This window comes from Vibrio sp. 1CM7H, from assembly GCF_023161645.1.
In the GTDB taxonomy this organism is placed as follows: Bacteria; Pseudomonadota; Gammaproteobacteria; order Enterobacterales; family Vibrionaceae; genus Vibrio; species Vibrio diabolicus.
The window spans coordinates 264,820-286,802 of record NZ_JALNTV010000002.1 but is presented as its reverse complement, the minus strand read 5'-3'; the positions used below and the strand labels follow the sequence as shown (position 1 = coordinate 286,802).

Sequence of the window (21,983 nt, the reverse complement as noted above, 5' to 3'; positions counted from 1 at the left end):
CTTCATCCACAAAAACTTTTCTTCAACTGTTGCGTCTTCTTCGGTTATAGCGAAAAGGTTGAGTTAACAGCTTGTCTAATCGTTGTTCTGCTTCATTCCTAATTTCCGGTATACCAATTACGACATCATCATGGCCAAGTTCAGGCTGAGCTCGATATGTCCCAAAAAGTCGGTCCCAAACAGAAAGGAAGAAACCGAAATTCGAGTTGGTTTCTTTTGCTATCACGGAATGATGAACGCGATGCATGTCTGGCGTCACTATGACGTTTCGCAGTTTCTGATCCGCTGATAAAGCCAGTTTTGCATTACTGTGATTAAACATCGCACTGGCATTGAGCACTATTTCGAATACCACGATAGCGATAGGAGAAACGCCTAAGATAAATACAGTGGCAATTTTGACACCCATCGAGATGATGATTTCGATGGGATGAAAACGTGCGCCAGTAGTGACATCAATGTCGAGATCGGCATGGTGCATTCGATGAAGCTTCCACAGTGGCTTTACATAGTGAAAGACCACATGCTGAACGTAAATGACTAAATCAAGCAGAATAACCGCTAGAAGCACGTTTAACCAAGCGGGCAGGGAGAGCAAATTAAATAGTCCCCATTGTTGCTCCTGAGCGATAATTGCAGCTTGAAAGGCGGCGATAGGCATGACTAACGCAACAATCAAGCTATTCACAGCAACCAGTGATAAGTTATTGACCCAGCGAAACCCGCGTGAAGCGGTAAGTGTTTTTCTCGGCAGTTTGTTTTCCCAAAGGGCACAAAGTAATAATACGCCGAGAAAAAAGCCTAATCTTATCCACGAGGGATCTTGAAACGTCGTTTCTGTCACTGTCATTTCCTTATTTATTACTTTATCTATGACCGAGATAAGAGTGAAATTATTTCAACAAACAGTAAGGTGCTTTGAAGGGCTTATCTTGAGGCGAAACCATAATGTCAGTAGAATCGCGCTCTACTTTTTACTTGGCATTACTTACCATGAGAATTCACGCTTTCCACCGTTTATATCAGTACCGACAATCTATCTCAACCAAGCCTTTCAACGCGCGTGGATGTAAAGTGGTTCGTTGTCAATATTGCCAGGTTTCTGAGCAACACTGTTTGTGCGAGCTTCAGCCAAACATCAAGGCTAATATTGCATGTATGTTGATTGTTTCTGAAAACGAAGTATTTAAGCCAAGTAATACCGGTCGTCTAATAGCTGATACGATTCAAGAGACTTACGTGTATCAATGGAATCGAACAGAGCCGTCTGAGGAGATGCTGGAGCTATTACAGGATGACAACTACCAACCAGTGATTGTATTTCCTGCAGACTATGTGGATGACCCATCTCGTTTAATTGAAGATCTGGAGCCTGCGCGATTAATAAACGAAGAGGCTCAGAACAAAAAATGGTTGCTGATCTTTATTGATGGTAGCTGGCGTGAGGCACGAAAAATTTTCCGTCGCTCTGAGTTTTTACAGTCTCTACCAGTTTTATCTATCGAGCCGGAGTGTTTATCAGAATACATCATGCGCCGTTCTGAGAACGAGCAGCATCTTTCGACCGCCGAAGTTGCGACTTTAGTTTTGAAACAAGCCGGTGAGAACAAAGCATCGGAATGCCTTCAATTGTGGTTTGAAGCCTTTAGAGAAACCTACATGTTGACCAAGACCCGAGTCAAAAACGATCCCAACCGACCGCATTTAAAACGTTTCAAAGAGTGGGTGAAAACCGAGAGCTGACTCTAAGGAATGAACTTTTGTTGATGGCATGTTGTTCAACTGGCTGCGGTGAGGGTATAAATCTGCATTCGGTCACGGTTTGCAGGCGTACAGATATGGATAATGCCATTAGTTTATACTTTTGACTCCAGCCATTTTTGGAGTCGTTTAAGCATTTTTTAGGAGAGAAATACATGTATTACGGCTTTGATGTCGGTGGCACTAAAATTGAATTTGGTGCATTTAACGAGAAGCTTGAGCGTGTAGCGACGGAACGTGTACCTACACCAACAGACAACTACGAGCTGCTGGTTGATACCATTGCGGAATTGGTTAACAAATACGATGCAGAGTTTGGCTGCGAAGGTACGATTGGTCTTGGCCTACCAGGTATGGAAGACGCCGATGATGCAACTGTACTAACAGTTAACGTTCCTGCGGCAAAAGGCAAACCACTTCGTGCTGATCTGGAAGCTAAAATCGGTCGCAGCGTAAAAATTGAAAACGATGCAAACTGTTTTGCGCTATCAGAAGCATGGGACGAAGAGCTTCAAGATGAGCCTTCCGTACTTGGTTTGATCCTAGGCACTGGTTTTGGTGGCGGTTTTATCTACGATGGTAAAGTTTTCTCTGGTCGTAACCACGTAGCAGGTGAGGTGGGCCATACTCGTTTACCTATCGATGCTTGGTTCCACTTAGGCGAAAACGCACCTCTGTTGGGGTGTGGCTGTGACAAGAAGGGTTGTTTAGACAGTTACCTTTCTGGTCGAGGCTTCGAGCTTCTTTATGCCCATTACTACGGTGAAGAGAAGAAAGCGATCGACATCATCAAAGCGCACGCAGAAGGTGAGGCGAAAGCCGTCGAGCACGTTGAGCGTTTTATGGAGTTGCTGGCTATCTGTTTTGCAAACATCTTTACAGCGACTGACCCACATGTTGTTGTGCTGGGTGGTGGTCTTTCAAACTTCGAATTGATTTATGAAGAGATGCCAAAACGCATCCCTAAACACTTATTGTCTGTGGCTAAGTGTCCTAAGATCATCAAAGCAAAACACGGTGATTCAGGCGGTGTACGCGGTGCTGCGTTCCTAAACATCAAGTAGTGACTGAAACGTTACTCGATATAAAGTAAGAAGAAATCTACGCCCCGTTTAGACCATCAAGGTAAAAACGGGGCTTTTTACTTATATATAGAAGTAACTCATATACCCAAGTAACTTCTATATGCTTGGGTATAGAGCACGAACAAAAATAGCATGCATAAAAAAACTCGCGACGAATCGCGAGTTTTCTGTTTACAGCTAAGCTTATTTGTTCTTTTTGCCTACGCCTAGGTTTTCTTTTTGAGCTAGGGTAATTTTGCTAAAGCCTAATTTTCTGAAGTAGTTATCGCGGTAGTTGCGCACAGCTTTAGTGTCAGATACTGCTTCGATTTGTTGCTCCATCTTTAGGAACTCAGTGATATCGATACCTTCTGCTTCTGCAACCGCTTCTTGAATGTTGCGGTGCTGCTGGTATGAGAACGTCAGTTCTTTGTCTTGGTCTTTGTAAGTGTAAAGAATGGTGCGAGCCATAGCTGTCTCTCTGAAAAGGTTTCTGTATTAAACAAAAAGGCCAGACTCGCTGACCTTTGAATTTCTAGTTTGGGCTAGATTCTGCCTTGAAGTGGGATAATTGTCACGCTTTCTCCCGCTTTTACTGTATCAATAGCTGGGGAGATTTCGATCAAACAGTTCGCCTCACTCATTGAGCGCAAAATACCAGAGCCTTGCTTGCCTGTTGTACGAACGGTTAAACGGCCAGTGTTATCCAGTTCATAGATTCCTCGACTAAACTCGGTACGACCTTGGCGAGAACGGAGGTTTTCTGTGGCAATGGCACTGACTTTGAGTGGCTTCCAGCCTTGCTCACCTTGTATCTTACGCAGTGCAGGCTCAACAAAATTAATGAAAGAGACCATCACGGCAACAGGGTTGCCCGGCAGACCAAAGAACGGCTTGTTGTTGATTTGACCAAACGCGAGTGGACGTCCCGGACGCATGTTGATTCGCCAAAAATCGATTTGACCAAGTTTATCCAAGGCAAGTTTGATGTAATCCGCATCACCAACGGATACGCCACCAGAAGTCATAACCACGTCCGCTTGCGTCGATGCGTTTTCCAACGCTTCAATCATTAACTGTTCGTTGTCTTCCAGAATACCGAAATCCAAGATCTCGCAGCCGAGCTTTTCAAGCATGCCCATGATGGTAAAACGGTTGGAATCGTAGATAGAATTCGCTTTTTGCTCTGTTCCCGGCGCTTGTACTTCGTCACCGGTGGAGAACACGGCAACTTTCAATTTGCGGAACACATTCGCTTCACCAAAACCGAGAGAAGCGATCATGCCCATTTCTGGAGAGGCTAGGCGAGTGCCTGCGGTAAAGACGTCACTGCCGATAGCGAGATCTTCACCTGCTTGACGAACGTTTTGGCCTGCTTTGATATTCGCACCATTAAAGGTGACCTTGTCACCTTCTTGAGAGGCTTGCTCACGCATGACCACTGTGTCGCCGTTAAGTGGTGTTGGTGCGCCGGTCATGATCTTCACCGCTTGACCAACTTCCAGAGGCTGATCGTAAGCATGGCCCGCCATCACTTCAGCAACCACTTGGTAGCTATCGCGCTCAATATCATCACTGCGGATGGCATAACCGTCCATCGCGGAGTTGGTGTATTGCGGCACACTTACTGATGAAATGATATGTTCCGCGAGAACGCGGCCATAGGCGTTTTCAATCTTGCATGCTTCTATTTCCGAAACCGTGTTCACCAAAGAAAGGATTTTTTCTTGGCCTTGAACCACAGAAAGGAAAGCAGGAGAAAGTGTGTCGCAACATGCGGCCTCTTTCTCTTTGTTTTTTGGCACTTTCGCTTCTTGAACATACTGAATAACGAACTGAGCAATCGCTTCAAGATCATTGATGTTCATTTGTGGCAGTTCAGAGTCCAACTCCGCACTGTCGGAAGCGATAGCAATGATGTTTTCATCGTGAGGGTAAAGCCAAGGCTTACCCACTTCTTCACGATGCAATTCAATTTTAGGAAACGCGATGTTTTTACAGCCTTCAACTAAAACCACATCAAGCTTGTCTTCATCAAAACGTGTTAAGAGGTATTCAAACTCTGCTTCGGCCTCTGGCGTTTCTGTCATTAACGCAAAACGGTTGCGAGAAGCAATCAGCATTTGAGACGCGCCAGCTTTGCGTAAACGGTAGCTGTCTTTACCCGGCTTATCGACATCGAAGTTGTGGTGCGCATGTTTTAGCATGCCAATGCGTAAACCTGCTTCAGTCAGCTTTGGCAATAGCGCTTCAAGTAGCGTGGTTTTGCCTGTGCCTGAATAAGCTGCAAAACCAAGAATAGGAATATTTAGCGTGTGTTTCATGATTCTAATTGTCCAAATTGCGCCAGTTCTTCCGGAGTGTTCAAGTTGACGAAACAGTTTGGTGAGTCGCTAAAGTCAACGTAACTGGTGTTGCACTCTTTGTAGAGCAGAATGATTTTTCGGTCGCCACGTTCTAAAAATGCGGTGAGTTTTGGCAGTACGCGCTTGTGGTAGAGCGTAAAAACAGGTTGCTGATGGTCACCATCATGAGCGACCAAAATATCACTGTCTTCTTTGGCGGCTTGGCAGAAACGCTCGACAAGGTCGGTGTTAATTTGTGGGCTATCGCAAGGTACAAATCCGACCCAGTCAGTTTCAGCATGCATCAAACCCGCGTGAATACCGCCCATAGGCCCAGGGAAATCTTTGAATTGATCACTAAATACGAAACCAAATTTGCTGTACGCATCTTGGTTTCGGTTGGCATTAATTAAAATGCGTGGTGTTTGTGGAGATAAACGTTTTATAACGTGTTCGATGAGTGGCTTCTGATTTAATTCAATCAGACCTTTATCTTTTCCACCCATACGGCTGGCTTGGCCACCAGCCAAAATGACCCAACTAGTTTGTGTTGGTTGAAGCATATGCATTCTCTTGGGATGTTTCTTTTGGTATGACATACAACAGAGGAGACTCTATCAAAGTCTTGTCTTTAATCCACCACTGTTTTTTACATAAGTCGGTCAGTGCGTTGGTTTGATGGCTTGTCACCACGATACTGGAACCACGATCCAAAAGATCTTTCGCCATCACCACCAACCGTTCAATGGATTCTTGGTCTAAAGACGCACTTGGCTCATCCATCAATAAAATCGACGGTTTTAAGATCCAAGCCCTTGCCATGGCAACGCGCTGTTTTTCACCGCCGGACAACACGGAAATATGTTCGTCCGCTAAGGTTTCTAAACCTACCATGCGCAGCGCGTGAATAACTTGAGCTCGCTTATCTTTTGGTGTGTCTTGTTGATATTTCACGCCATAGACTACGTTCTCATATACAGTGCCGTCAAAAAGGTAAGGGGATTGATGGAGATAAATCACATCGACACGACCATTGCGACGCGTCAGCCTTTTCAGCCACGTATCTTTTGGCGCAACAACATCGCCAGTAGAGGGTTTGAGCAAGCCGGCAAGGATTTTGAGTAGGGTAGTTTTGCCCACACCATTGTCACCCTTGAGATAAATGGCATCATTTGGGCCGATGGCTAACTCAGGGATGTGGAAAAGCACACGCTCTTTAAAGCGCATGGATAACTGCTCGGCGGTGATTTTTATAGTCATAATGCGCCTCTACATGGGGTTAATGGTGAGTCGTTTGTTTGCTTCATGTTCTATGTTCTGAGGTAGCCTTTGCCTCTCATACTTGATAAGAAGAAGTTTAGTGCCAACGCTAAAGATAGTAATACAATTCCTAATGCAACTCCTTGCGCAAAAGCACCTTTGCTGCTTTCCATTGCGATAGCGGTCGGAATATTGCGCGTTACGCCCATAATGTTTCCGCCTACCATCATTGAGCAGCCCACCTCGGTTACGATACGTGAGAACCCTGCAATGATAGCTGCGAGTACAGGAAAGCGGGTTTCCCAAATCATTGTAGCGGCCACGCGCGGAATGGAGACGCCTAGCGTGATGGCAGTTTCCACAGCGCGACGGTCGCTAGATTGCAATGCACCATGCATCATCGATACCAAAACAGGGAAACAGATCACCATTTGGCCGAAAATCATCGCCTTCTGAGTGAACAGCATTTGCCAGTCTCCCCAAGGGCCAGCGCGCGACAGCAACATGTACAGCAACAGGCCAATCACGACGGTAGGGACCGCTTGCAGCGTATTCACGATCGACAACAAAAACCATTTACCGCGAAAGTCGGTATACGCCAGTACAAAGGACATCAAAATAGCCGGCAATACCACTAAAGATATTGCCGTGATAGAAACACTAAAGGAGACCGCAACGATCTCCCATAGGTCTGCATCAAAATTCACCAGTAAGCGAAGCGCTTCCAGTGTTGTATCAGCAAGATTCATATTGCGTTATTTGCTCTCAGCATTCGCAACAAACAGTTGTTTACCGTTTAGGCGGAAACCATTGATAAGTTCCTGTCCGCGAGGGTTCACCAACCAATCACTGAATGCTTTCGCGCCTTGGTAGTTGATTGTTGGGTAACGCTCAGGATTAACAAGAATAACTTGGTACGGGTTAAACAGTTTTTCATCGCCTTGGAACAGAATTTCTAGATCCAATTTGTTTTGATAAGCCAACCATGTGCCGCGGTCTGTCATGGTGTAGCCTTGCATTTCAGACGCCATGTTCAGAGTTGGGCCCATACCTTGACCTACGCTGCGGTAACCGCCAAAGTTTGGTTCGATTTTAGTTTGAGCCCAGAAGCCCATTTCTTTTTTGTGCGTACCAGAATCATCGCCGCGAGAGATGAACGTTGCGTTTTTGTTTGCGATCTCTTTGAATACATCTAACACGCCTTCGTCATTTTTGATTTTTGCTGGGTCAGCTTTCGGGCCAACAATTACAAAGTCGTTATACATCAGTTTACGAGGTAGAACGCCGTAGCCTTTCTCAACGAATGTGCCTTCGGCTTTTGGTGCGTGTGTCATCACCAAATCTACGTCACCGTTTTCGCCCATTTTTAAGGCCTTGCCAGTACCCGCAGCGATAACATCGACTTTGTAGCCCGTGTCTTTTTCAAATTGTGGAAGCAGGTAATCAAGTAACCCTGAATGGTAAGTACTGGTAGTGGTTGCTAGGCGAACGTGCTCGCCATCTTGAGCGGAAAACGCAGAGTAACTTACAAGCGTGATTGACGTCGCAGCCAGAGTTAGCGCAATTTTTTTCATTTTTATATGTTCCTTTCCAATGATTCTTTGGCTTTTCTCCCGATGTATTGGGAGAGGCCTCTTGGGCGAGAGCGATTAGTTCAAAGTGCAAGTTGTCTTAGGGTGTTGGAATAACAAACACCAACATCCTGAGATCACTTGAATACGCCCTGTAGCCACCTCATAGCAAACAAGATGCCAACCTTTTACAAGCGAAAAGTGCTCGATTTATGCACTAAATCATGGGGTTATTTGCACAAAAGTTTGCGTTGGTACAAAATGTCGCACTTTTTGTAGGGTATCTCTGTTTAAACTTGGTACACTCTGTCTCATCCGAAGCCATCTGGGGTAAATATGTCTACTCAATCCCATATTAGTACAAACCAACAATATAACGCCTTTTCCGTACTGGTCGTTGATGATGAATTGGGCATGCAAGCCATTTTGAAAAAGGCATTGGGGAAGCTTTTCTCACATGTCGACACTGCTGGCAGCATCGAAGAAGCAGAGCAACTGCGTAATTCTCGACATTATGATCTGATTTTACTGGATATTAATCTGCCGGGGCGCTCTGGGATTGAGTGGGAAGAAGCGTTTGAAGATGACGACAAACGTGCCGATGTGATCTTCATGACGGGCTATGCGGATTTAGAGATTGCTATTCGCGCACTTCAACTTGGTGCTTCTGACTTTATCCTAAAGCCCTTCAACCTAGAACAAATGCTAAAAGCGGTCAGTCGCTGCATGGACCGACGTCTAAACGAGCGCATGCAGTACGCCATGAAGCGCGATTACCAACGTCACAATACCTCCGAGATCATCGGTGGTTCAGAGAAAACGCGTCAGCTTAAGCAGCTTATTAACCAGTTTGCACCGTCGCGTGCTTCTGTGTTGGTCGAAGGTGAGTCGGGTACGGGTAAAGAGCTGGTTGCGCGAGGTATTCACCAAGCGAGTGGGCGAACGGGCCCATTTGTGCCAATCAACTGTGGCGCCATTGCGCCAGAGCTACTTGAAAGTGAGTTATTTGGTCATACATCGGGCGCGTTTACCGGTGCGAAAAAATCTCGTGAAGGTTTGTTCCGCGTAGCAAATGGCGGCACCTTGTTCCTCGATGAAATCGGGGAAATGCCACTTGCAATGCAAGCGTCGCTGTTACGCGTTTTGGAGCAGCGTACTATCCGTCCTGTTGGTTCAGAAAAAGAAATCAGCATTGATGTCCGTATTGTTGCAGCAACCAACCGAAACCTTCAAGAAGAGGTCAATCAAGGCAACTTCCGCAGTGACCTGTATTACCGTTTAAACGTTCTGAAAATTGAAGTGTGTCCTCTGCGTGAGCGCAAAACCGATTTGTTTGAGCTCGTGCCATTTTTCAGCAATATGCTGACGCGCGAGCTCGGTATGCCTGCGCCAAAATGGGCGCACGAGGACATGGAAGCCATGAGTGAGTACGATTGGCCGGGAAACATTCGTGAGCTGAAAAACTTGATTGAGCGATGCATTTTGCTTGGCAAACCGCCTGCGCATTATTGGCGGGAGCTAAATGGTGGACACTCATTGCCTAATGTGTCGATTACTGTTTCTCACTCTGCTGAACTACCGACATTTAAAGAAGGTAGAGAGTTCACCGGTGAGGGGTATCCAAACAACTGGACTCTGAAAGAAGTCGAAAAAGCGCATATAAAACAGGTCGTTAATTTGCACGAAGGCAACAAGTCAGCCGCTGCTCGTGACTTAGGCGTTGCGCGTAAGACCTTAGAACGTAAGTATAAAGAATGGGATTCTGAGGATGAGGAATATGCCGACTAACGGCCCGAAGCACAAAGGATTGTCGAAATGGACGCACCGTTTTAAAACCATGGTGCGTTATCGCTTATTATTTTTAACCTCCGCACCTATCTTTCTGACTTTGATAGCCCTGATCGGGATTACCATTTATTGGTCCATCCATTATACGTGGCAAAATGCACTGCTTGATGTTTCTGAGCGTCTTGGTGTTGCGAATAACAGCGTAACGTTGTTACAGCAAAAGCAATCGAATTACGTACGTGCGTTTGCTGACTCATACGATTTTCGTATTCGCATCAATCAAGGGATACCGCAAGATGAGCTGCAAAAGTGGGTCACTGAGCAGAAGAAACGATATGCTTTAGATTTTCTCTCTTTCCAACGCGTCAACTCGATGGAAAACAAATTCCGCTTTATGGATCTCACTAAGCGAGAATCGTTTTTTGATGTACTCAATAAAGAAGAACTCGAACGCCTCGATCCTGAACTCGCTAAACGAGCGGAAGTGCCTATTCTTGCCAACGGGGGCATGGAAGCACGTGGGCTAGTCAGTCGAACCGTGATTCCTGTGCATAGCCAAACGAATGATTTGATCGGCTTTCTTGATGGTGGTTTGCTTCTCAATAACAGCACTGTATTGGTAGATCAAATTCGCGACTTAATCTATCTCAGCGATAATGATCGCCTTCGTCCCGTTGGCACATTGACCGTATTTCTTGATGATTTGCGTGTGAGCACCAACGTTCCTCTAGACAGCGAGCATAGGTTAGGGCGCGCCATAGGCACTCGCGTGAGCGCAGAAGTGTATAACCAAGTACTTTCAAAAGGTGAGCAGTGGGTTGACCGAGCCTATGTGTATGACGCTTGGTATATTACGGCGTATCAACCGATCAAAGACCAATACGACAACGTCATTGGTATGCTTTATACCGGTTACCTAATGTGGCCATTCGTTAAAGCCTACATGACCAACATTGCAGAAATTAGCTTGATTACGGTTATGTTATTGCTGGTTTCCGGCGTGATGGTATATCGCGGTTCTTATGATCTGTTTCGACCGATCGAACGCATCCATAAAGTGGTGAAGCAGGTCCAACAAGGAAAAGAAAAACGGATTGGTCCGTTGGGATTGGATGCCGATCATGAACTTGCGCAGTTAGCCAGACAGTTTGATGATATGTTAGACGCGCTAGAAGAGCGCAAAATTGAACTGAAGAACTCCGCAGCGCAACTTGAATGCAAAGTTCAAGAGCGTACGGCAAGCCTTAGAGAAAAAACCCAAGATCTAGAGCTGCATATTCAATTGCTTAACCAAACCCGCGACAAACTCGTTGTTCATGAAAAACTGGCAGCACTGGGAGAACTCACCGCGGGGATTGCTCACGAAATCAATAACCCAACCGCCGTGATCCTTGGCAACGTGGAGTTGATCCACTTTGAGTTGGGTGACGATGCAAGTCGAGTACAAGAGGAGATTGATGCGATTCACGCGCAAATCGACCGTATTCGCAATATCACGCGCAGTTTATTGCAATACAGTCGCCAAGGTGGTGTTCAAGATGAAATCACTTGGCAACATGTCAATCCTATTATTGATGAAAGCATCACCTTGGTTAAAACGGGCACCAAGAAACGCGACGTTGAGTTTGTGACTGACCTGCAAGCGCATACGTCCGTTGAGATAAACCGTCACCACTTGCTACAAATCTTAGTTAATTTGCAAATGAATGCCATTCACGCAATGAACGGCAAAGGCACGTTAACAGTAGTCAGTGAAGACTGGATTGACGAGGGCGAAGTGAAAGGAGCCTCGATTCATGTCATTGACGAGGGTTGCGGTATTAAGCCAGAAAACTTGAATCGAATCTTCTCACCATTTTACACGACGAAGCGAGAAGGCACAGGGTTAGGGCTGTCGGTCTCCCAAAGTATTCTTAGCCAAACGGGTGGTGAGCTAAAAGCCGAGTCGGAATGGGGAAAGGGCAGTAAATTCAGTATTTATCTACCTAAAAAAGCCGAACTGATCCTAGAGGTGACGAATATCGCTTAGTCACTTGTTGTAAGCATTACGGAAGAAAGAGCCAGTTATAATACTGGCTCTTTTTTGTATTCAATGACGCATTTGTGCTTGAGCTTTTTGCTTTGAAGAAGCACTGCGATGGTTTCACTAGCGATGAATTAATAAAAACAACACTTGCAGTATGTAGCATGAACAAGTACCGTTGCCCGGTTTTTCTAAATACACCCCAATTGCTAAGGTAAAGGTTTTGATCTCCACAGCGAATATTACTCAACAATTCGGCGCTAAGCCGCTATTCGAAAACATTTCAGTTAAGTTCGGCGAAGGTAATCGCTACGGCTTAATTGGAGCTAACGGTTGTGGTAAATCAACCTTTATGAAGATCCTCAGCGGCGAGCTTGAGCAAACCAGCGGTAACGTGAGTTACGATCCAAACGAGCGCGTTGCAAAACTAAACCAGGACCAGTTCGCTTACGAAGAATTTACGGTAATCGATACCGTTATCATGGGTCATAAAGAGCTATGGGAAGTGAAGAAAGAGCGTGACCGTATCTACTCACTTGCTGAAATGAGTGAAGAAGACGGCATGAAAGTGGCTGACCTAGAAGTTCAGTTTGCGGAAATGGACGGCTACATGGCAGAAGCCAAAGCGGGCGAGCTTCTTCTTGCGGTGGGTATTCCAATGGAGCAGCACTTCGGCCTAATGAGTGAAGTGGCGCCGGGCTGGAAACTTCGTGTGCTTCTAGCGCAAGTTCTATTCGCAGACCCAGACGTTATGCTGCTTGACGAACCTACCAACAACTTGGACATGGATACGATCCGTTGGTTGGAAGACACGCTAAATGCGCGTAACTGCACCATGATCATCATCTCGCACGACCGCCACTTCCTAAACTCAGTATGTACGCACATGGCTGACTTGGATTACGGTGAACTGCGCATTTACCCAGGTAACTATGATGAGTACATGACAGCAGCTTCTCAAGCTCGTGAACGTCTATTAAACGACAACGCGAAGAAGAAAGCACAAATTGCTGAGCTACAAACGTTCGTTGCACGTTTCTCAGCAAACGCATCGAAAGCAAAACAAGCGACATCTCGTGCTAAGCAAATCGACAAGATCAAACTGGATGAAGTTAAAGCGTCTAGCCGTCAAAACCCATTCATTCGTTTCGAACAGTCGAAAGAGCTGTTCCGTAACGCTCTGATTGTTGAAAACCTAAGCCAAGGTTTCGAAGAGGACTTGTTCTCAGACTTCAGTGCAATTTTTGAAGTGGGTGAGCGCGTTGCGATCATCGGTGAGAACGGTGTGGGTAAAACAACACTTCTAAACACGCTTGCTGGTGTGCTTGAACCGCGTGCGGGTGAGTACAAATGGTCTGAAAACTCAAACATCGGTTACTACGCGCAAGACCACGCGCATGACTTTGCAGAAGACATGAACCTAACGGATTGGATGGGTCAATGGCGTCAAGAAGGTGATGACGAGCAAGTCGTTCGTGGTTTCCTTGGTCGTATGCTGTTTGGTCAAGACGACATTAAAAAGTCAGTAAAAGTACTGTCTGGTGGTGAGCAAGGTCGTATGCTGCTTGGTAAGCTGATGATGCACAAGCCAAACATGCTGCTAATGGACGAACCAACCAACCACATGGACATGGAATCGATTGAATCTTTGAACACCGCGCTTGAGCAATACAAAGGCACGTTGTTCTTCGTATCTCACGACCGTGTATTCGTAGACTCGCTAGCAACGCGTATTATCGAAATCCGCGATGGCAAGATCACGGACTTCAAAGGCACGTATTCTGAGTTCCTAAAATCTCGTGGCGTTGACGCGTAATTACTCGTAAAGCGTTTAAAAAGCAAAAGCCTCGCTATTTAGCGAGGCTTTTTTAATTGGTCTTAATCCTTAAACTGACCGGTTATATACGCATATATGCCGACGACACCAAATGTAATGATCATTGAGAGCATGATGCCACTGGGCGTGAGCAAAAAATTCCACAGTTGGTCATTGTCCATAGTTCACATCCTTTGTGAATGAGCTGTAGTTAGCATCAATTAAAGCAAGCGTTGTTATTGCTACAACACATGTTGCTATTTCTGACTTATATCGTTTAATTAAGCCTTCATAACGTGATGATTTACTTATCCCAATTGTTATAAGTTTACACGAATCGACGGTTTTGTATTATTTTCTCGTCAACGAGATGCACTTTCGCCTTTCACATCAAACTCAATCTTGTCGGCTCCGGTAAATACTTGGAAGCGTAAACCTTTTGCTCGCGCAATCGTCGTAATGCCAAATTGTTTCGCAAGATCTAACCCCATTTGAGTAACGCCAGAGCGAGAAAGCAGAACAGGAATGCCCATTTGGGCCACTTTAATCACCATCTCTGAAGTAAGGCGACCAGTTGTGTAGAAAATTTTATCTTCACCTGTTTCTTCTTTGAGCCACATCTCACCTGCAAGCGTATCCACTGCATTGTGGCGGCCGACATCTTCCACAAATGACAATACCTCATTGCCTTTGCAAACCGCACAGCCATGCACCGCACCTGCTTTTTTGTAGGTGTCGTTGTAATGAGTAAGCGCTTCTAGTGCGGAATAGATTTCTGATTGTTTAAGCGGAACTTGAGGCACTTGGTAGTTTTCAAGCTGCTTCATCACGTTGCCATACATGGTGCCTTGACCACAGCCAGATGTGACGGTTTTCTTTTTCAGAGCGCCTTCTAAATGTTCGGTATTTTCTTTAGTAATCACCGCTGCGGAATGCGTTTCCCAGTCAATAATGACGGATTCAATCGCTGCTGGATCGGACAGGAAGCTTTGGTTTTTCAAATAACCCAGTACTAACGCTTCTGGACGCGAACCTAGCGTCATGAGCGTGACCACTTCTTTCCAGTTCAGCATGACCGTAAGAGGGCGCTCGCACGCGATTTGCTTCGTGAGCTTTTCGCCGTACTCGTCGTACACATCGACTTCAATGGTTTGCAGGGGATTTTCACTGGTTTTAATAATATTTGGTTTCAGCACAGTCGTGTCCTAGTGATTAAGAGCGTTAGGTTGCTACGCATTTAGCTTGCTAAGTGGTTAGCAAAGCAAATCTCGTTCCAAAATAGCGGTTCCCACAATAATTGCGAGGTTTTATGTCAACAACGCATTAAAACTGCGAGTTCGCAGTAATGACACATCAGTACATTTGAGTTTCGGCTAGTTTGGTACTTATAGCCAGAGGACATGAATAGGCTAAGCTTTATCAGTGTGGCTCGTTTATTGCTTATAAGTCAATAAAATGGTCGAAAGTAAGGTCAAAGTGTCCTGCTTGCTTTCAGACCAAAATAGAAAAACTGGGTGAGTTATGTCGGATAAGAAAGATTTCGAGAACAATTACGAGAAGACTGAAGACGCATGGCCAATTGGCGTAGAGCTTGTTGAGCATGAGATCAGTACAGGGATTTGGGTGACAACCCAATGGCAGTTGACGGGATTTGCGCTAAATCCGACGGAAGAGACTCCTGATGTTTGTCTATTGCAACTGCACAAAGACGAGCGTACAGACTACCGCTTTAACTTAAGCTCTCAGCAACCTAAACTTTTTTTAGTGATGGATAACGTCGAGTCTGGTGAAAAACCAGCGATACAGTTACTAACGGCTTCACAATCTGTCGCGGCGCAATATATGGATGGCGACAATCTTGTACTATCCAACGATATGCCGTTAGCCGTTCAGGCTTGGATGGAAGCCTTCATCGGTCGCCACGGTGAGTTGTTAGAAGTAAGACGTAAGAAACGCAAAGGAGCGGGCAGAGCAAATGGCAACTAGTTTTTTAAGCCGTTGGTCGAAACGTAAATTAGAAGAACCTTCCCAACATGATGAAGAGATCACGCCGATAGCAGAGACGGAGCAATCCGAAGATTGTGTCACAGCGCTTTCAAACGCTGACGAAAGCTCAGACGCTTTGAACGTCAACGAGGTTAGTCAGTCACCAGACATTACCGCGAGTGTAGAGACTGAAAAGCCCGAAGAAATGTCTGTGGCGCAACTGCTGGTTTCTGAAGCTTCAGAAAGTGTTAAGAAAGCCGCGCTGCGCAAAATGTTCTTGTCCGAAGAATTTAACGTGCGTGATGGCCTAGACGATTACGATGATGATTACAGTAACTTAAAGTCACTTTCTAAAGACGTCGCAGAGACGCTGCGTGATTGGGTTAAAGAAAAAGTGGAAGAAGAACCAGACGCTGAAACGGCGCAAGGATCTGAACTTAACGCTGACGATATCGCATCTGAGGTGGTTGAAGACTCAGAACTAAACGCCGAAAAAAGTGCCGGAATTACCCAAGATGAAAACGAACTGTATATAAATACAGTATCTGGTGAAAGTGATACTTTTGCTGAGGAATCACCGCCTAACGAGGTGAGACAAAATATACCACACAAAGAATAGGTACATTTTGACTAAACACTCAATGAACCGGCTGGGACAAAATGTCTCAACCGGTTTTTTTATCCCTACTATTTGCCGGTAAAATGTCTAAGTGATTGAATTTTAATTGATATTTTATTGGCATGACATTTGCTATTTGTTGCTCAATACCAATCTGGTTGAAGTTAGCACGGACGCACTGCGTAGTATTCATCGCCTATAGATGGCGGAATAAGAATGCTCATTGATAAGATAATCAGCAGAATCTCCGGCGCTAACTACACTAAGAGATGGAAAAGACTATCCATGTTCATAAATGGAATTGAGCAATGCTGAAACAATTATTAGAACAAGCAACTTCCAATAACGGTAAAGCGAGGCTGTACGCTTTCGAAAATACCGTAGAGTTGACCAATCTTATTCCACCAACCGTAAGCTATGAAAGCGGCGGTAATACTTTGATTGTGGGCCCAACGGCAATCATCGAAAGTGCGGCAGCGCAATTGTCGCAAATGAACAGCCTAACGCTGCTTTCTACCGATGGCGAAAAGGGCACAAATCCCGAGCTTTATTACGCCAATTCGGTTCAGGTTTCAGGGTTCTTAGGTACGTTTGAAGTTCTGATTGAAAATCATGGTTCGACCAACAATCTTGCCAAGGTCGCGATCAATAGCGATTGTTTCGATATCGTACTCGATCTTTGCCTTAACAGCTGCATGTCGGAAGAAGTCCCAGTACCGGGCTACTACCCAGTAGGTCGTGGCTATCCGAAACTGGCTGAAGCGTTGGAAGAGATTCCAACCTTAATGGGGACGTTCGATAAACCGAAATTCTTCCGTTTAGATACCGATTTATGTGCACACAGCTCTCGTGGCGTAAAAGGTTGCGAACGGTGTGTGGATGCTTGTCCGGCAGGGGCACTATCTAGTGAAGGCAGCGACAAAACGGGCCATCGCATCGAGATCAACCCATACCTATGTCAAGGCGTCGGTACTTGTGCTACAGCGTGTCCGACAGAAGCGATTCATTACGCACTGCCAAACCCTGAAGATACGCAAAAGTTTATTGAACGTACGCTCGCCAACTATGAGCAAGCGGGTGGTTTAGAGCCTATCGTATTGATTTGCAGTTCTCGCCACGAGAGCTACAACGTGATGGCACTAAAAGCATTGCCAGATAATGTGATTCCAATTGTGGTGGAAGAACTGCCTTCGGTTGGTATAGATACTTGGTTCGCTGCGCTTGTGAACGGTGCCACTCAGGTGCTGTTTGCGGCTTCGCGTTTTATGCCGCAAACCATTATTCGTGTGCTGAATAGCGAAGTAGGTATTGCTCAAGAGCTGCTCGACCAGCTTGGTATCGCCAAAGAAACCATCGACATTCTGTATCTAGAATCACTACGTGAAGGTGCTCCGACACTTTGTACCGAGTCTTTTGATTTGGCATTAGGTGATTTGCAAGGTAACAAACGTCAGCGTCTATTTACGGCGTTGGATGCGTTGTCAGCATCGCGTATTCCAGTTGAGAACATTGTTGAACTGCCAGCGAATGCACCTTACGGCACGGTTTCTTGTGAAAGCAAAGATTGTACGTTGTGCATGAGCTGTGTGGCGGTGTGTCCAACGCGTGCATTGCATACGGACGGACAATCTCCGTCGCTTAAATTCGTCGAGCAAGACTGCATTCAATGTGGGCTGTGCGAGAAAGCGTGTCCAGAGAAAGTGCTGACGCTTACTCCTCGTATGAACTGGGTGAAAGAAGAACGCCAGAAAGCGGTTGTGATTCATGAAGAAAAGGCAGCCGAGTGCATTCGCTGTCACAAGCCTTTTGCTCCGCAATCGATGATCGACATGCTGCAAAACAAGCTTCGTGGTCATTCTCATTTCTCTGATGAAGCCGCCATTAATCGCATCGCCATGTGTGAAGACTGTCGTGTGATCGACATGTTTGAGTCGATGGCTGCTGATCCAATGAATCAATTGAAATACTAGGAGCTCGCAGTGGATACACAACAAGAACAAACACTGAGAACGGACATTTATCTCGTTCTATCCGCACTTTTTCGTAGTGCGCCAAGTGATGAAATGCTGGCGTTCTTGAAATCGCTAGAAATTGAACCGTCTGAGAGCGCGATGCAAAAAGCTTGGCTCGCACTGCAACAAGCCGCGAACGAAGCGCAGCGAGAAGCGTTAGAAGAAGAATATCAAGATCTGTTTATTGGCATTGGACGTGGTGAAGTTGTGCCATTCGGATCTTGGCATCGCACTGGCTCGATGATGGAAAAACCGTTAGCGGAAATTCGTCGCGATTTGGATCTTTTAGGCATCGAACGAGAAGAGAACGTGAAAGAGCCTGAAGACCATATTTCTGCACTGTGCGAAGTGATGGCAATGCTGACAGGTGAAGAGGAAGAACTTCAACAAGCGGTGTTTAACAAACACATCGCCCCTTGGTTCCAATCTTTTACGCGCCAACTAGAGAGCGCAGAAAGCGTGAACTTCTACAAGCCAGCTGCACAGCTTTGCGATGCATTTTTAACGTTAGAGCAAGTGCGCTTTAGCGTGAACACCAAAAGCAGTAAGAGCAAATTAAAAATTGATGTGAAAAACGTCACTGATTACGAGTAATCGAGCAGTACTTGGTCATATCGATAGAGAGGCATGAGTCTCCAAAGATCTACCGTAAGGTAAGGAAGCAATGATGAAAGATAATAAAGAAATAAACACAAGCCGTAGGGATCTCCTAAAAGGCTTCACAACCGCTGCCGTTGCTGGTGCTGTTGTTGCGGGAACCACGAAAGTGGCCGTTGCTTCAGAAACGGTTGAGCCTTCTGAAAAAGACGTGAAGAAGAAAGGGTATCGTGAAACTCAACACATTCGCGATTACTACGACACACTTTAGGAGATAACGGATGAAACTTGTCAAACGCTCCGACAGTGTGAGCAAAGAAACGAACCAGCTTGGCGTATCTCGTCGTGCATTCATGAAAAACACTTCGCTTGCCGCTGGTGGCGCAGTGGTTGGTGCTAGTCTATTCGCACCGGGAATGATGAAAAAAGCGCAAGCAAAATCAGTCGATCCAGAAGCGAAAACAGAAGTGAAACGTACTATCTGTTCTCACTGTTCAGTGGGTTGTGGTATTTACGCAGAAGTTCAAAATGGTGTTTGGACGGGTCAAGAGCCTGCATTCGACCACCCATTTAACGCCGGTGGTCACTGTGCAAAAGGCGCCGCACTGCGTGAACATGGTCACGGTGAGCGCCGTCTTAAATACCCAATGAAGCTTGAAAACGGTAAGTGGAAAAAGCTTTCTTGGGATCAAGCGATCGAAGAAATCGGTAACAAGGTGATGGACATCCGCAAAGAGTCTGGCCCTGATTCGGTTTACTTCTTGGGAAGCGCAAAGCACAGCAACGAACAAGCGTACTTGTTCCGCAAAATGGCATCACTTTGGGGCACTAACAACGTTGACCACCAAGCGCGTATTTGTCACTCAACAACCGTGGCGGGTGTAGCGAACACTTGGGGTTACGGTGCGATGACCAACTCTTTCAATGACATGCACAACTGTAAGTCGATGCTGTTTATTGGTTCAAACCCAGCTGAAGCACACCCAGTAGCGATGCAGCACATTCTGATCGCGAAAGAGAAGAACAACTGTAAGATCGTCGTAGCGGATCCTCGTCGTACACGTACGGCAGCAAAATCGGATCACTATGTATCACTTCGTCCTGGTTCTGACGTTGCATTCATTTGGGGTGTGTTGTGGCACATCTTCGAAAACCAATGGGAAGATAAAGAGTTCATCCGTCAACGTGTATTCGGTATGGATGAGATCCGTGCTGAAGTGGCGAAGTGGACGCCAGCAGAAGTTGAGCGTGTAACAGGCGTAAGCGAAGAAGACGTTTACCAAACAGCAAAACTGCTTTCTGAAAATCGCCCAGGCTGTATCGTTTGGTGTATGGGTGGTACTCAGCATACTACCGGTAACAATAACACACGTGCTTACTGTGTGCTTGAGCTAGCACTTGGTAACATTGGTAAATCAGGCGGCGGCGCAAACATCTTCCGTGGTCACGATAACGTACAAGGCGCAACCGACCTTGGCGTACTTTCTGACACGCTACCGGGCTACTACGGCCTTTCTGAAGGCGCTTGGCGTCATTGGTCAAAAGTGTGGGAAATCGATTACGAATGGATTAAAGGTCGTTTCGATGACAACGCTTATAGCGGTCAGAAACCAATGCACAGTGCAGGTATTCCTGTATCCCGTTGGGTGGATGGTGTACTGGAAAACAAAGACAACATTCGTCAACGCGAAAACATCCGTGCAATGTTCTACTGGGGACACGCAGTGAACTCTCAAACACGTGGTGTTGAGATGAAAAAAGCGATGCAGAAGCTGGACATGATGGTGATCGTGGACCCATACCCAACGGTTGCTGCGGTAATGAACGACCGTACCGACGGCGTTTACCTGCTTCCTGCAACAACGCAGTTTGAAACATACGGCAGTGTTACCGCTTCTAACCGCTCTCTACAATGGCGTGATCAGGTTATTGAACCTTTGTTCGAATCAAAACCAGACCACGAAATCATGTACCTGCTTTCGAAGAAACTGGGCTATTCAGATCTTCTGTTCAAAAACATCCGTGTTGAAAACAACCAGCCAGTTATTGAAGACCTAACGCGTGAATTCAACAAAGGCATGTGGACGATTGGTTACACAGGCCAAAGCCCAGAGCGTTTGAAAGCGCACCAACAAAACTGGCATACGTTCCACAAAACCACATTGGAAGCGGAAGGTGGCCCTGTGAACGGTGAAACCTACGGTCTACCTTGGCCATGTTGGGGTACACCGGAAATGAAACACCCAGGTACACACATTCTGTACGATACGTCTAAGACGGTTGCAGAAGGTGGCGGTAACTTCCGTACGCGCTTTGGTGTGGAATTTGAAGGCAAGAGCCTTCTTGCAGAAGACAGCTACTCGAAAGGCTGTGAAATCAAAGATGGTTACCCAGAGTTCACTGACAAGTTATTGAAACAACTTGGTTGGTGGGACGATCTAACTGCTGAAGAGAAAGCGGCAGCGGAGGGTAAAAACTGGAAGACTGACCTTTCTGGCGGTATTCAGCGTGTCGCGATCAAGCACGGTTGCATTCCATTTGGTAACGCGAAGGCGCGTGCGATTGTTTGGACGTTCCCAGACCGCGTACCGCTGCATCGTGAACCACTATACACACCACGTCGTGACCTTGTAACGGACTACCCAACTTGGGACGACAAAGATGCCATCTTCCGTGTTCCTACGTTGTATAAATCCATTCAAGAGCAAGACAAATCTGGCGAGTACCAAATCGTTCTGACTTCTGGTCGTCTGGTTGAATACGAAGGTGGTGGTGAAGAGACGCGTTCAAATCCATGGCTTGCCGAGCTTCAACAAGAAATGTTTGTTGAAGTGAATCCGAAAGACGCGAACGATCTTGGCTTTAGAGATGGTGATGATGTTTGGGTTGAAGGTGCAGAGAAGGGACGCATCAAAGTGAAAGCGATGGTTACACGTCGTGTGAAACCTGGCTTGGCGTTCATTCCGTTCCACTTTGGCGGTAAGTTCGAAGGTGAAGACCTACGTCCTAAATACCCAGAAGGTACACAGCCTTACGTTGTTGGCGAATCGGCCAACACGGCAACCACTTACGGTTACGACCCGGTTACCTTGATGCAGGAAACCAAAGTAACCCTATGTAACATTCGTAAAGCGTAAGGAG

The 21,983-nt window shown here is 46.0% G+C and carries 19 protein-coding genes; 11 read left to right on the top strand and 8 right to left on the bottom strand.

Annotated elements, in window-relative coordinates; all coding sequences use genetic code 11:
• Positions 1-22 precede the first annotated feature (22 nt).
• Positions 23-844, bottom strand: a complete 822-nt coding sequence (locus MSG33_RS09625; protein WP_248380819.1) for a sterol desaturase family protein — start codon at positions 842-844, stop codon at positions 23-25.
• Between the two features lie 149 nt (positions 845-993).
• Here MSG33_RS09625 and MSG33_RS09620 point away from each other — a divergent pair, with 149 nt between their 5' ends.
• The gene (locus MSG33_RS09620) at positions 994-1,743 is read left to right on the top strand and encodes a tRNA-uridine aminocarboxypropyltransferase (RefSeq protein WP_248381199.1); all 750 of its coding nucleotides are present in this window, start codon (positions 994-996) and stop codon (positions 1,741-1,743) included.
• A 173-nt stretch (positions 1,744-1,916) separates the two neighbouring features.
• Complete coding sequence (nagK, locus tag MSG33_RS09615) at positions 1,917-2,825, top strand: N-acetylglucosamine kinase (protein ID WP_006742573.1); 909 nt, start codon at positions 1,917-1,919, stop codon at positions 2,823-2,825.
• Between the two features lie 204 nt (positions 2,826-3,029).
• Here nagK and MSG33_RS09610 read toward each other — a convergent pair whose 3' ends face one another.
• The 6 genes from MSG33_RS09610 to MSG33_RS09585 all read right to left on the bottom strand — a co-directional run bounded on the left by MSG33_RS09610 (position 3,030) and on the right by MSG33_RS09585 (position 8,004).
• On the bottom strand, positions 3,030-3,296 hold the full coding sequence (locus tag MSG33_RS09610; protein ID WP_005377584.1) for a DUF2960 domain-containing protein: 267 nt from the start codon (positions 3,294-3,296) through the stop codon (positions 3,030-3,032).
• 74 nt (positions 3,297-3,370) lie between these two features.
• A complete protein-coding gene (locus MSG33_RS09605; protein ID WP_248380816.1) occupies positions 3,371-5,149 on the bottom strand; it encodes a bifunctional molybdopterin-guanine dinucleotide biosynthesis adaptor protein MobB/molybdopterin molybdotransferase MoeA in 1,779 nt (592 codons plus the stop codon).
• The gene (gene mobA, locus MSG33_RS09600; protein WP_053807405.1) at positions 5,146-5,733 is read right to left on the bottom strand and encodes a molybdenum cofactor guanylyltransferase MobA; all 588 of its coding nucleotides are present in this window, start codon (positions 5,731-5,733) and stop codon (positions 5,146-5,148) included. The genes MSG33_RS09605 and mobA overlap by 4 nt, the downstream gene beginning before the upstream one ends.
• Positions 5,711-6,430, bottom strand: coding sequence for an energy-coupling factor ABC transporter ATP-binding protein (locus MSG33_RS09595; RefSeq protein WP_005396189.1), 720 nt, complete (start codon positions 6,428-6,430; stop codon positions 5,711-5,713). The genes mobA and MSG33_RS09595 overlap by 23 nt, the downstream gene beginning before the upstream one ends.
• A gap of 50 nt (positions 6,431-6,480) precedes the next feature.
• Positions 6,481-7,179, bottom strand: coding sequence for an ABC transporter permease (locus tag MSG33_RS09590; protein WP_053807406.1), 699 nt, complete (start codon positions 7,177-7,179; stop codon positions 6,481-6,483).
• 6 nt (positions 7,180-7,185) lie between these two features.
• Positions 7,186-8,004, bottom strand: coding sequence for a substrate-binding domain-containing protein (locus tag MSG33_RS09585; protein ID WP_005396187.1), 819 nt, complete (start codon positions 8,002-8,004; stop codon positions 7,186-7,188).
• Between the two features lie 333 nt (positions 8,005-8,337).
• Between MSG33_RS09585 and MSG33_RS09580 the strand changes: the two genes are divergently transcribed.
• The 3 genes from MSG33_RS09580 (at position 8,338) to MSG33_RS09570 (ending at position 13,628) form a co-directional block, all read left to right on the top strand.
• Complete coding sequence (locus tag MSG33_RS09580) at positions 8,338-9,789, top strand: sigma-54 dependent transcriptional regulator (RefSeq protein ID WP_005396186.1); 1,452 nt, start codon at positions 8,338-8,340, stop codon at positions 9,787-9,789.
• Positions 9,779-11,818, top strand: a complete 2,040-nt coding sequence (locus MSG33_RS09575) for a cache domain-containing protein (protein ID WP_248380813.1) — start codon at positions 9,779-9,781, stop codon at positions 11,816-11,818. The genes MSG33_RS09580 and MSG33_RS09575 overlap by 11 nt, the downstream gene beginning before the upstream one ends.
• A 217-nt stretch (positions 11,819-12,035) precedes the next feature.
• Positions 12,036-13,628 (top strand): ABC-F family ATPase, encoded by a 1,593-nt coding sequence (locus tag MSG33_RS09570; protein ID WP_005396183.1) that lies wholly within the window; start codon positions 12,036-12,038, stop codon positions 13,626-13,628.
• 362 nt (positions 13,629-13,990) lie between these two features.
• Here MSG33_RS09570 and MSG33_RS09565 read toward each other — a convergent pair whose 3' ends face one another.
• Positions 13,991-14,824, bottom strand: coding sequence for a formate dehydrogenase accessory sulfurtransferase FdhD (locus MSG33_RS09565; RefSeq protein WP_005396179.1), 834 nt, complete (start codon positions 14,822-14,824; stop codon positions 13,991-13,993).
• A gap of 325 nt (positions 14,825-15,149) precedes the next feature.
• On the opposite strand from MSG33_RS09565, the gene MSG33_RS09560 reads away from it, so the two are divergent.
• The 6 genes from MSG33_RS09560 to MSG33_RS09535 all read left to right on the top strand — a co-directional run bounded on the left by MSG33_RS09560 (position 15,150) and on the right by MSG33_RS09535 (position 21,979).
• Positions 15,150-15,614, top strand: a complete 465-nt coding sequence (locus MSG33_RS09560) for a DUF3305 domain-containing protein (RefSeq protein ID WP_005396177.1) — start codon at positions 15,150-15,152, stop codon at positions 15,612-15,614.
• Positions 15,604-16,233, top strand: coding sequence for a DUF3306 domain-containing protein (locus tag MSG33_RS09555; protein ID WP_069518938.1), 630 nt, complete (start codon positions 15,604-15,606; stop codon positions 16,231-16,233). Before MSG33_RS09560 ends, MSG33_RS09555 begins: the two co-directional genes overlap by 11 nt.
• A 308-nt stretch (positions 16,234-16,541) precedes the next feature.
• Complete coding sequence (locus MSG33_RS09550; protein WP_031816373.1) at positions 16,542-18,203, top strand: 4Fe-4S dicluster domain-containing protein; 1,662 nt, start codon at positions 16,542-16,544, stop codon at positions 18,201-18,203.
• Between the two features lie 9 nt (positions 18,204-18,212).
• On the top strand, positions 18,213-18,839 hold the full coding sequence (locus MSG33_RS09545; protein WP_248380810.1) for a molecular chaperone: 627 nt from the start codon (positions 18,213-18,215) through the stop codon (positions 18,837-18,839).
• 73 nt (positions 18,840-18,912) lie between these two features.
• A complete protein-coding gene (locus MSG33_RS09540) occupies positions 18,913-19,113 on the top strand; it encodes a twin-arginine translocation signal domain-containing protein (RefSeq protein ID WP_005396171.1) in 201 nt (66 codons plus the stop codon).
• 10 nt (positions 19,114-19,123) lie between these two features.
• The gene (locus tag MSG33_RS09535) at positions 19,124-21,979 is read left to right on the top strand and encodes a formate dehydrogenase subunit alpha (protein ID WP_248380808.1); all 2,856 of its coding nucleotides are present in this window, start codon (positions 19,124-19,126) and stop codon (positions 21,977-21,979) included.
• Positions 21,980-21,983 lie beyond the last annotated feature (4 nt).

What these genes read in the sequence shown, in the direction of transcription:
- MSG33_RS09605 (WP_248380816.1), bottom strand. Translation starts at nt 5,149, where the DNA reads ATGAAACACACGCTAAATATTCCTATTCTTGGTTTTGCAGCTTATTCA.
- MSG33_RS09580 (WP_005396186.1), top strand. Translation starts at nt 8,338, where the DNA reads ATGTCTACTCAATCCCATATTAGTACAAACCAACAATATAACGCCTTT.
- MSG33_RS09540 (WP_005396171.1), top strand. Translation starts at nt 18,913, where the DNA reads ATGAAAGATAATAAAGAAATAAACACAAGCCGTAGGGATCTCCTAAAA.
- MSG33_RS09555 (WP_069518938.1), top strand. Translation starts at nt 15,604, where the DNA reads ATGGCAACTAGTTTTTTAAGCCGTTGGTCGAAACGTAAATTAGAAGAA.
- MSG33_RS09590 (WP_053807406.1), bottom strand. Translation starts at nt 7,179, where the DNA reads ATGAATCTTGCTGATACAACACTGGAAGCGCTTCGCTTACTGGTGAAT.
- nagK (WP_006742573.1), top strand. Translation starts at nt 1,917, where the DNA reads ATGTATTACGGCTTTGATGTCGGTGGCACTAAAATTGAATTTGGTGCA.
- MSG33_RS09560 (WP_005396177.1), top strand. Translation starts at nt 15,150, where the DNA reads ATGTCGGATAAGAAAGATTTCGAGAACAATTACGAGAAGACTGAAGAC.
- MSG33_RS09595 (WP_005396189.1), bottom strand. Translation starts at nt 6,430, where the DNA reads ATGACTATAAAAATCACCGCCGAGCAGTTATCCATGCGCTTTAAAGAG.
- MSG33_RS09610 (WP_005377584.1), bottom strand. Translation starts at nt 3,296, where the DNA reads ATGGCTCGCACCATTCTTTACACTTACAAAGACCAAGACAAAGAACTG.
- MSG33_RS09535 (WP_248380808.1), top strand. Translation starts at nt 19,124, where the DNA reads ATGAAACTTGTCAAACGCTCCGACAGTGTGAGCAAAGAAACGAACCAG.
- MSG33_RS09550 (WP_031816373.1), top strand. Translation starts at nt 16,542, where the DNA reads ATGCTGAAACAATTATTAGAACAAGCAACTTCCAATAACGGTAAAGCG.
- MSG33_RS09575 (WP_248380813.1), top strand. Translation starts at nt 9,779, where the DNA reads ATGCCGACTAACGGCCCGAAGCACAAAGGATTGTCGAAATGGACGCAC.
- MSG33_RS09585 (WP_005396187.1), bottom strand. Translation starts at nt 8,004, where the DNA reads ATGAAAAAAATTGCGCTAACTCTGGCTGCGACGTCAATCACGCTTGTA.
- mobA (WP_053807405.1), bottom strand. Translation starts at nt 5,733, where the DNA reads ATGCTTCAACCAACACAAACTAGTTGGGTCATTTTGGCTGGTGGCCAA.
- MSG33_RS09620 (WP_248381199.1), top strand. Translation starts at nt 994, where the DNA reads ATGAGAATTCACGCTTTCCACCGTTTATATCAGTACCGACAATCTATC.